8 protein-coding genes and 1 pseudogene are annotated in these 9,991 nt (G+C 45.3%); 7 read left to right on the top strand and 2 right to left on the bottom strand.

Annotated elements, in window-relative coordinates:
- The first annotated feature begins 667 nt into the window (after positions 1 to 667).
- Complete coding sequence (locus tag RIG66_RS20560) at positions 668 to 2,194, top strand: diguanylate cyclase (protein WP_446380605.1); 1,527 nt, start codon at positions 668 to 670, stop codon at positions 2,192 to 2,194.
- A gap of 189 nt (positions 2,195 to 2,383) precedes the next feature.
- On the opposite strand, the gene RIG66_RS20555 is transcribed toward RIG66_RS20560, so the two are convergent.
- Both RIG66_RS20555 and RIG66_RS20550 read right to left on the bottom strand, forming a co-directional pair.
- A complete protein-coding gene (locus tag RIG66_RS20555; protein WP_446380604.1) occupies positions 2,384 to 2,791 on the bottom strand; it encodes a hypothetical protein in 408 nt (135 codons plus the stop codon).
- Positions 2,792 to 2,971: 180 nt separating this feature from the next.
- On the bottom strand, positions 2,972 to 4,510 hold the full coding sequence (locus RIG66_RS20550) for a hypothetical protein (protein ID WP_446380603.1): 1,539 nt from the start codon (positions 4,508 to 4,510) through the stop codon (positions 2,972 to 2,974).
- A 398-nt stretch (positions 4,511 to 4,908) separates the two neighbouring features.
- On the opposite strand from RIG66_RS20550, the gene RIG66_RS20545 reads away from it, so the two are divergent.
- The 6 genes and pseudogenes from RIG66_RS20545 to RIG66_RS20520 all read left to right on the top strand — a co-directional run.
- On the top strand, positions 4,909 to 6,009 hold the full coding sequence (locus RIG66_RS20545) for a glycosyl transferase (protein ID WP_446380602.1): 1,101 nt from the start codon (positions 4,909 to 4,911) through the stop codon (positions 6,007 to 6,009).
- Between the two features lies 1 nt (position 6,010).
- Entirely contained in the window at positions 6,011 to 6,835 is an 825-nt protein-coding gene (locus RIG66_RS20540) for a hypothetical protein (protein ID WP_446380601.1), read from the top strand.
- Positions 6,836 to 6,846: 11 nt separating this feature from the next.
- Complete coding sequence (locus tag RIG66_RS20535) at positions 6,847 to 7,467, top strand: hypothetical protein (RefSeq protein WP_446380600.1); 621 nt, start codon at positions 6,847 to 6,849, stop codon at positions 7,465 to 7,467.
- Between the two features lie 46 nt (positions 7,468 to 7,513).
- On the top strand, positions 7,514 to 7,930 hold the full coding sequence (locus RIG66_RS20530) for a secondary thiamine-phosphate synthase enzyme YjbQ (RefSeq protein WP_446380599.1): 417 nt from the start codon (positions 7,514 to 7,516) through the stop codon (positions 7,928 to 7,930).
- 166 nt (positions 7,931 to 8,096) lie between these two features.
- Positions 8,097 to 8,432, top strand: a complete 336-nt coding sequence (locus tag RIG66_RS20525; protein WP_446380598.1) for a CU044_2847 family protein — start codon at positions 8,097 to 8,099, stop codon at positions 8,430 to 8,432.
- A 9-nt stretch (positions 8,433 to 8,441) separates the two neighbouring features.
- A pseudogene (locus tag RIG66_RS20520) lies at positions 8,442 to 9,860 on the top strand (AAA-like domain-containing protein); the annotation flags it as partial.
- Positions 9,861 to 9,991: the final 131 nt, after the last annotated feature.

The raw sequence follows: 9,991 nt of genomic DNA, 5'->3' as shown, positions 1-9,991 counted from the left end.
TCATCCACAATGTTTTTTTCAAACAGGCTCCGTTTAATACATAGCTCCCCAAAATTGCTCGCTTTCCCCCATACCCCACACCCCATACCCCACACCCAGTATCCTATCGTGGGTAATGTGGCTTAAGTTGACACCCATGGTGCAGGGGGCGGGGAAATTACCCTCGTTGCGGAATTTATCACTGTCGCCCTAAAGGTTAGGGGAGATTGAATAACTGAAACAACTACGTACCAGTAATAACCTTCTGCCTTTTGCGATAAGTTCGATACTTCGATTATTGAACTGATGTGATTAGGGGAGCATCTACCTAAAGAGACAGAAATTAGCGCAGTCAATTCAACCCAAAGATAGGAGAAAAATTATTATATATGAGTCATTGACTCAGCGAGTTGGCATTCAGGCTGCCGATAATGATTTAGGTCAGGTAAATTGTATATAACCTGGCACTATATTACTGAAATACGTCTTCGCGTATACCGAATTTCTTTCTTAAGTTAGTAATAATTCACAAGAGTCGGATGTTAATCTGAAACTTAAAAACTAGGATATCGCCTAAGACTATTAAGTTCATGGTTCCAGATTCATAATCCAGGATCGATAAAATATAACTGTATTTATAATTTAAGCTAAACTTTAGATCTAATTAATAAATCATAGGATCATAACCATGAATGGACTAAAATGCAATCAATCTGTTTTGTTGGATAGTCAAACTCTAAAAGTTCTCTTAATTGAAGATAATCGTGTAGAAGCTGAATTAATCCAAGAATTATTTTCAGCAGTAAACACTAATCAATTCACCATAACCCATGCTCAGCGTTTGAGTCAGGGGATAAAAAAATTGATAGACTTTACCTTCGACATTATTTTACTCGATCTATCTCTTCCGGATAGTCAAGGATTAAATACTGTCATTCAAGTCAAAGCAAAAGCACCCACGACTCCGATTGTTGTTTTAACCTCTCTTAACGATCAAAAGTTGGCAATTCAAGTGGTTCGTGAAGGCGCTCAAGATTATTTAATAAAGGGACAATTTGCTGGAGAAAACTTAATACGGGCTATACGCTACGCCATTGAACGGGAACGCGATCGCGAGTCAATTCGACAGCAGGCTAAACGGGAGCGAATCTTAGAGCGTATGGTTGAGCAGATCCGACGCTCATTGGATCTCGAAGAAATTTTACACACCACTGTCACCCAAGTCCGTCAATTCCTGAAAACCGATCGGGTTCTCATCTATCGCTATCAAGCAGATAAATCTCCTACTATGCTTTTAGTAGCGGCTGACTATAGCAATAGTTATCCAGAGATTCCGGCAATTCATGAACTTTTAAATTTGCCTCAGATATTGTCCTACAATGAAGAGTTTATTCAAGTTATTAACAGTAAAAAAATGTCTAACCTAAAACCAAAATTGCTCAATTTGCATAAGCAATCGGTTTTAGCGATACCCATCTGTAACAGTGAGTCTGATCTTAAAAAACCTCAGTCTCCTGTTTACCATCGATTATGGGGGATAATTATCGCTCATCATTGTACCCCTAAGCGTCAATGGAAAACTTGGGAAATTGATTGTTTAAACCAGTTAGTCAAACAGGTGTCTATTGCAATTCAACAGTCAGAACTTTATCAAAAGGTAAAGACAGATAACCAACACCTACAGAAACTGGTCAAAATAGACAGTTTAACCGGAATTGCCAATCGCCGCCGTTTCGATCAAGTCTTAGCCGAGGAATTAATCTGTTCTAGACGTAACTTAACGCCTCTATCCTTAATCTTGTGTGATATTGACTTTTTTAAAGCCTACAACGATACCTACGGTCATTGGGTGGGAGATAATTGTTTAAAAGAAGTTGCTGAAGCCATCTGCCAAGCGGCTCAACGACCGAGTGATTTAGTCGCTCGCTATGGTGGTGAAGAATTTGTCGTGATTCTTTCCAATACAGATAATCCAGGCGCTTTTATCGTTGCTCAAAAAATCCGCTACCAAATGGATAAACTCAAACGTCCCCATGCCAAATCTCCGATTCATCCCTGGGTAACGCTCAGTTTAGGAATCGCTACAACGACTCCATCCCATCAACTTTCGTCCAGTGAATTAGTCCAACTTGCCGATCGCGCTCTCTACAAAGCCAAAGCCTTAGGACGCGATCGCATTTTCTCCGCTAACTCTGACCCGGATTTTCAGGTTTGAACGGGGAAGCTGGGGAGTATATGGTTTTGTGTCGGGGCGGATTTTCGGTCATCCGTGTCAACTTAAGCTCAACCCCTCACCCCCAGCCCCTCTCCCAAGCCAGCCCTCACCCCCAGCCCCTCTCCCAAGCTTGGGAGAGGGGAGCAAGAGGGGAGCAAGAGGGGAGCAAGAGAATCCGATTCCCCTTCTCTACCAAAGACGATTACGACTGGCGTTAACTCGCGCTCCCTGAGTGCGATTGACTTCATCCAAAAATATCTCGGTTTCCTCAACTAAACGATTCAACTCTAGACAATCTACACAAGCCGGATTCGGATTTCCCGGTTCTCTAGCAAATCGACGCGGAGCCTCTGGTTGAACTGCATTACAGCAACCCTCAGCCGCTTCTTCTAAGGCTTGATCCAGACGACGGGCATTCTCTAATATAGCTGGATCTAATTCGCCATCTTGATCAAAAATAGGTGCAGTATTATTCCAGATATTCGTTCCGGTAATATCTGATTGGTTGGGGGGTTGAGCATTGGTAGACGTTGTAATTAACCCAGTACCCATGACTAACGTTGTTATTGTCCAAACTATCCGTTGCTTTACTTTCATCAAAGTTACTCCATATTCCAATTTATACAACACTCAACACTTAGTCAGGGCGGGTTTTGCACAAACGTTATCATCAATGCAAAAAGAAAGTCCCTAAACCCGCCCCTACGTCAGGGCGGATTTTGCACAAACGTTATCATCAACAGCGAAAAGAAAGTCCCTAAACCTGCCCCTACATACTCAAAACTTAAACGCGAACCCTGCACCCAAAACAAATCGCGCCCCATCTCCAGCCCCCGCAATATCTCGCAATGCTGGGGTAATCACCAACGGGATATTTTTAAAGGGAGCAATAGACACACCTACACCCAAATCTTGTCCCGTCCATTCAGCAATTAAACTCACAGGTTCAGCCACCCGCACCGCAACGTTACCAAACACATTAATCGTGCCATTATCATCCTCTACCGCCTCCTCCGTGCGAAACTGTCCATTACCGATTCCCGCCGTTATCGCCACACGACTAAAGGGTTGATTAATATCCTCTCGCGTCCGAATAATCTTACTCACCACGCCATAAACGGAATTCTCAAAGTCATTATCATCACCCAGGTTAATCAAACCATTCCAACCCGCTGCAACTGCCCAACCTTGGGGTAAGCGACGATGCACTTTAGCGTTAAAACCACCACTGCCAAAATCTCGATTAGACCCGAAACTAGCCAGTGCGTATGAAAGTTCTACCCCCACAGACTTTTCAGCATCACCCAACCCAATGCCAATGCCTAGCGCCCCATCATCAACATCACTATAGCGGGTGCGTTCTTGATAGGTAGCGCTAACAAACCCTGTATTGCGATGAGCGCCATAAGCTGTAGGAATAACAATACTCAAAGCTGGGGAGGCACGTAATGGTTCTTGAGTGTCTATATTTTCTAGCGATCGCAACTCTTCTTGCAAGCGGTTAACGTCCCGACAGAGTGCGGGTTGTGTCCGTTGATTGGGTGCTTGTGCCAACATTGTTTGTTGAGTCGCACTACAGGGCTTTTTCGGATTAAGGGTAACAGGTTGTCTGTTTTCCTTATCCTCCTTGTCTGCGTGATTTTCCCTGTCTATGGCAAAGGTATTGACATCAGGATCATCTCGTGTGTCTTTTTCCACTCTAGGTTGGCGATTTTCCCCTGTCTGTCTAGCACTCACCACGATTGGCACAATTTGGTCGGGATGTTCTAATTCTGGCGATGCCATCTCCAACTCAGATGTGTCTAGAGTGGGCAAGGTTAATTCAGATTCCCCGGAAAACTCCAGCCTGACTCGATTTTCCTCAATGGGAGATTGGTGATGAGCGATCGGTAACTGGTGACTAGGAAATTCTTCCCGTCTTTCCATTTCCCCATTTCTGCCCTCTGCCTTCGATTCTGGCGTAAATTCCTGGACAATAATAGATTCTGGTGAGGCAACAGCTTGAGCGCTAGTTGTTGATGTTACTGATGATCCTGCCTGGGTTTCATTGGGTTCAATTGGGGTTGGGACAGCAATATCAGGCTGATAGGTTGTCTTCACTGAAGACGTTGCCCAAGCGGGATGGGAAAAACCTGGGACAGCAAATGCCGCTACGCTATAGAGGGCAAGGCTAGAAACATTCTGTAGAGATGAGTTCAGGCGGCTATTGCTTTTTTTATCTAACGTTTGCGGAACAGGTTGATGTTCCCTTGTGTAACATTTATTAGCAGGATGTAAATTTTGATAACGACCATTCGCGTTCAGTTTGGCTGTCACAGTCTTAAATCCTTCCAAGGGTGTTGTCTTGTTTTACAGAAATTGTCTTGTGGATTCAGGACAAAACTCGCCACCCCGGAAAGGTCGCCTAAACTGGGTTATTTTCTTTTCGCCAGAGATTACCCTGCCTTCTTGTGAATTATGGCAATTGCATCAGATGTTCTGCTGACTTCAACTTGTTTTCTCAAAGCAATTATACAGAATTATAAGAATTTTAAAAAAATTATAAATTATCTCGATCACCAAAAAAAGCCAACAAAAAACACCGATAAAATAAATAACGGAATCCATTAAGCGAAGACACTTCTAAATTACAGATTGTCTGTTCCCTGTTCCCTGTTCCCTGTTCCCTGTTCCCTGTTCCCTGTTCCCTGTTCCCTATTTTTGAACACCTAAGCATGTCTCGACCTACCGTATACATCGCGATCACCAACCATGGCTTTGGTCATGCGGTTCGTGCGGCTTGTGCCGCCGCCGCCATCCAAAATCTCTGTCCAGACATCCTACTAATTTTAGTAACCACAGCCCCACGTTGGTTATTAGACTCTTATATTCCCGGAGATTTTATTCATCGCCCCCGCGCCTTTGATATTGGCGTGATTCAGTCGGATAGCTTAACTATGGATAAGGCGGCGACATTGGCAAAACTCAAGCAAATTCGTGCCTCAGAAAATTCAATAATTGCCGGTGAAGTTAATTTTATCCAAACCAATCGTGTCGGACTTGTGCTAGCGGATATTCCTCCCTTAGCTGCCAAAATCGCTAAAACAGCAGGGATTCCCGGTTGGATGATGAGTAACTTCGGCTGGGACTTTATTTACCGGACATGGGGTGGAGAATTTGTCGAGATTGCCGATTGGATTGGTGAGTGTTACAGCGTCTGCGATCGCTTGTTTCGTCTCCCCTTACACGAACCGATGACAGCATTCCCCCATATCACCGATGTAGGACTCACAGGTGGGACACCCAGTTATCCAGTCAGCCAGTTGCGGGAAAGGCTGGGTTTAACCTCACCCCCAGAGAAAACAGTATTACTCACCTTTGGTGGACTTAGTTTACAGCAAATTCCCTACAACACGCTGTCCCAGTTTCCCGACTGGCAATTTATCACCTTTGATCCCAATGCCCCGGATTTACCCAATTTAGTGAAAATTTTGGGTCGAGACTATCGCCCTGTGGATATGATGCCCTTGTGTGGACGAGTGGTATCTAAACCGGGATACAGTACCTTCGCCGAAGCACTACGTCTAGACATTCCCATCGTTTCCCTCACCCGCGAAGATTTTGCCGAATCTTCCTTCCTACTGGAAGGTATTCAAAATTATGCGTACCATCAAATTGTGACCCCCAAAGAATTTTTCTTAGGTCACTGGGAATTTTTACACCAATCTCTCAATCCTCCCAGACAATCCCAGCCTATCGCCAAAGATGGGGCTGACGCGATCGCGCAAGCTGTTGTCCATTATTTACAAACTCACTCATCCCGTTCTCTAACCTGACATGATAGCTACTGTGAATTCCCTGCTAGACAAAACCGCACCTACCTCGAAAACTGTAGATACATCAGAAACGCCCAAGACAAGCAATAGTCCAGAAGCCACTGAAACCCTAGACAAACCGAAAACGCCAGAGACTACAGAGAGGGCGAAGACAGCTAAAACGCCCAAGACAACCGAAACCGCAAAAAACCAGAAAGGTTCAGAACCCCCTGAAACCGTCAAACCTGCCCAACCCCCTAAAACCCCAGAGGCGACTAAGACTAAAACAGCCAAGACGACGAAAACCACGAAGACGACCAAACCCTCAGACCAGAAAAAAGAGGGTAAAGAGAGTTCCACATCGTCTACCCTGGAATTAGCCGCTCATGATGTCCGCTTGGTCATTGATCAGCAACGGGAGCAAAGCCAAACCTTAACCACGAAGCTAAATATCTTATTTGTTACCAACGGCGCTTTGTTCACTAGCTTAACCATATCACGGTTATTATTCTTTCCCAACGGGTTTAGCCTTGCCGAACTTTTCGGATTTCTGGTAAATTTTACTCTGCTGATCAACGCCTTCCTACCGCGCCAGTTAGCCGTTAGCCCCAATTTAGGCGATAAGAAATTTTTGGAACGTTATCTCGTCCTGTCGCCAGATGAATATCAACTGCGAATGATTGTTAACCTAGTAGAGACCTATAATGCAAACAAGCAGCGATTGGAGGATGTCTCATCATCCTTACAATATTCTGCCTATGTGACCTGGGGGTTAGCCTTGGTTATTACCCTGCATGTTGTAGGGATTTACTTCGTGCCGTTGATTGACCTGAGTAGTTTTGGCTAGGTCTTGCGATTATGACTTCTCAACACGTTCACAAAAACTCTTCTGGGAAACGGTTAAATTTACCAGAACCCGACGCAGACAACATCACGGTGTTGACGCGCAACCTGCCCAACAAGCCAATTCTACCGTGGAATCGTTATGATTCTCCTTGGCGTGATCCTCAGGTAGAACAGCTAGATGAATCGGGGGTATTAGATACCGATGAGGTAGCAGATACTGATGAGATAGACGGTTCTGAACAGGTTATGGCTGACACTCCAGAGGAATTGGAGGATGACATTGAGGATGACACAGATGAGACAGATGAGGCAGATGAGACAGAATTGGTAGAGGTGGTGACTGAGTGCGTCGAAACATCAGTAATTAATGAATGTGATCAAGAATCCGATGAAACAGAAGCGTTGGAAACGTTAGAACAGGTAGAATCCGCCGAGATAGAATCTGAAGCACCCGACATTAACGTGGAAGACGAATATGATGAAGTCGAAAACGTAGATGAGGAAGACCCTTTAGTCGCCCACCTGTCAGAGAAATTAGGAATTGGCGATCGCGAAGAAGACGATGAGGAAGATACTGAAGAATTTCCCGAAGATGAAGACCACGAAGACCACGAACTCAAGCAACTAGGTTAGCCTTCTAGCCTAGACTTGAGAATCTATGTCCTAATTTAATGAATCAATGACCCATTATCAACAGAAATTTACAATTAAGACAACCGCAAAATCCTTTACCCGCATCACCTCAAACATCAAAGACATCGTTGAGGAGTCAGGAATTGACACCGGACTTTGTACCGTATTTTTGCGCCACACGTCAGCCAGTCTGGTGATTCAAGAAAATGCCGACCCCGATGTACTGACAGATTTATCAAATTTCTTTGCCAAATTAGTACCAGAAGATGGCAGTTACATCCACGATACCGAAGGACCCGATGATATGCCCGCCCATATCCGGACGGCTTTAACCAAAACCTCAGAACAGATTCCCATTGGCAATGGCAGATTGATGTTAGGAACGTGGCAAGGGATTTATATTTGGGAGCATCGACAATATCGACACAATCGAGAAGTTGTGGTTCATATTTCTGGAGATTGATTGGGGAATGGTTAAGTAGGTGGGATCAATTAAAGTTAACGGTTGAGATTAGGCAACAGTAAAAGCTTGAGGTTTGTTTACATTTCTTAGTACAGCGTATAGCATTTATGTGCAGGTCTTAACTCCAGATAATAGACTAGCGAAAAGCAATACTAAGGGATGAAATATGGCGCAGCAACTTTTGGAACTGGATACAGACGATGGCGGTACAATTCTGGTAGCAGTAGACGTGCCAGAATCCGCCGTGGGTCAGGTAGCAACGCCCGGAGAATCGCCAATTAAGAAACTTGATCGCAGCTTTAATGTAATTCAGGCGTTAATTGTACGCGGTTGTCGCCCGTTGACGAAAGCCTTTCAAGAATTACACAGAGAAACCCAAGCTACGGATGCGGAAGTGGAATTTGGGATTAATTTTACTGCCAAAGGCAATGTGTATCTGGTGGAATCTTCGGGAAGCGCAACGCTTAAGGTTAAAGTGAGTTGGAAGATGGATAAACGGTAATCAAGCCTGATGAGTTGGGAAGATGTAAAACGGGCGACAGTTGCGATCGCGGCGGCTGAGGATGGTATTATCCGAGGGACGGGGTTTTTTTTCTCGTCTGACGGGTATTTTCTCACCTGCGCCCATGTGGTGGAAGCGGCTGGTGGCTGGGAACAAGTACGAGTGCAGGGGAAATCGGTATCCTTGGTATATCTGGGAGACAGTCGCCAGGATGATTTTGCCGTCTTGCAGATAACTGGGTATCAGGGAGAAGGCGTTCCGTTGTCCCTCTCCGTCACACCGATGCATCGCTTCTTAAGTATCGGTTATGGGCGTCCAGATTTTCCAGAAGGCGCTTCGATTGATGGGGCGATTACCGATATCAATCCCCAAGCCAATTTTGGCAATTTACCCATGCTGAGGCTGCGGGTAATGGCAGATGCTCAACGGGTGCAGGGAGGCTATAGTGGTTCACCTGTATTTGATGCGGAAACTCAGGCGGTGATTGGATTAATTGCCGTATTTGACCATAGCCAAGGGGCGCTGGCTTTACCACTCAGTACAATCAGCGAAAAATGGTCAACCCTCCAGGAACTCTTAACCCCAACACCTCCTCATCCTATCGCCTCCCCTTCGCCTAAAACTGCCAAAATCTTTATCAGCTACCGCAGCCGTGATCCCGATGTCAGTTTAGCCCAGCAATTCTATGAAGCCTTGAAAACGGCTGGACATGAACCGTTTATGGCGGGAGCCAGTATTCGTTTAGGGGAAAATTGGGCGGAACGGATTGACCAGGAATTAGAGCAATGTGATTATTTCCTCCTCTTATTATCCTCCCAATCGGCAACCAGTGAAATGGTCACAGAGGAAGTGCGACGGGCGAGGGAATTGCGGGATAGACGGGAAGAAAAGAAACCCGTGATTCTGCCGATTCGGGTCAACTTTCCCATGGATTCCCCGTTAAATTATGACCTGCGCGGGTATTTACAGCGCATTCAGCAACGGGAATGGCATTCTCCTGACGATACACCAGTGATTGTGCAGGAACTATTGGCGCTGATATCCCAAGATGGGGGAGAACCTTGGGTGGCTCCCTCTGTGGAGACTCCAGAACCCGCTGCACCTGCAATAGCCAGTCCCGATTTTCCCCCGTTACCTGTAGCGGAACCGGAATTACAACGGGAACCCGGAGGGGCGGTTTCACTCAAATCCGGGTTATATGTAGAGCGTTTGCCAATAGAAACCGATTGTTGTCAAGAAATTTTACAACCGGGTAGCTTGATTCGGATTAAAGCGCCCCGACAGATGGGAAAAACCTCGTTAATGGCGCGAATTCTGCATCATGCTAAAGAACAAGGGTATCATGCTATCCCCTTAAGTTTACAACGGGCAGATAGTCAGCTTTTAGGGAATTTAGACCAATTTTTACGCTGGTTTTGTGTAAGAATTCAGGTCTGTGTTTAGCTCATCAATTAGCCTGGGTGTACGAGCCTTTCCAAAGTAACGTGGGAAAGGAAATTCAGTCACATCGGCGAGTGCGCCCAGGCTCTTTTCCCCAAATAGGTCTTGCCTGAGACAGT

This window comes from Coleofasciculus sp. E2-BRE-01, from assembly GCF_040221695.1.
In the GTDB taxonomy this organism is placed as follows: Bacteria; Cyanobacteriota; Cyanobacteriia; order Cyanobacteriales; family Coleofasciculaceae; genus Coleofasciculus.
The sequence above is the reverse complement of the archived record's forward strand: the minus strand, read 5'-3'. Positions and strand labels throughout refer to the sequence as shown.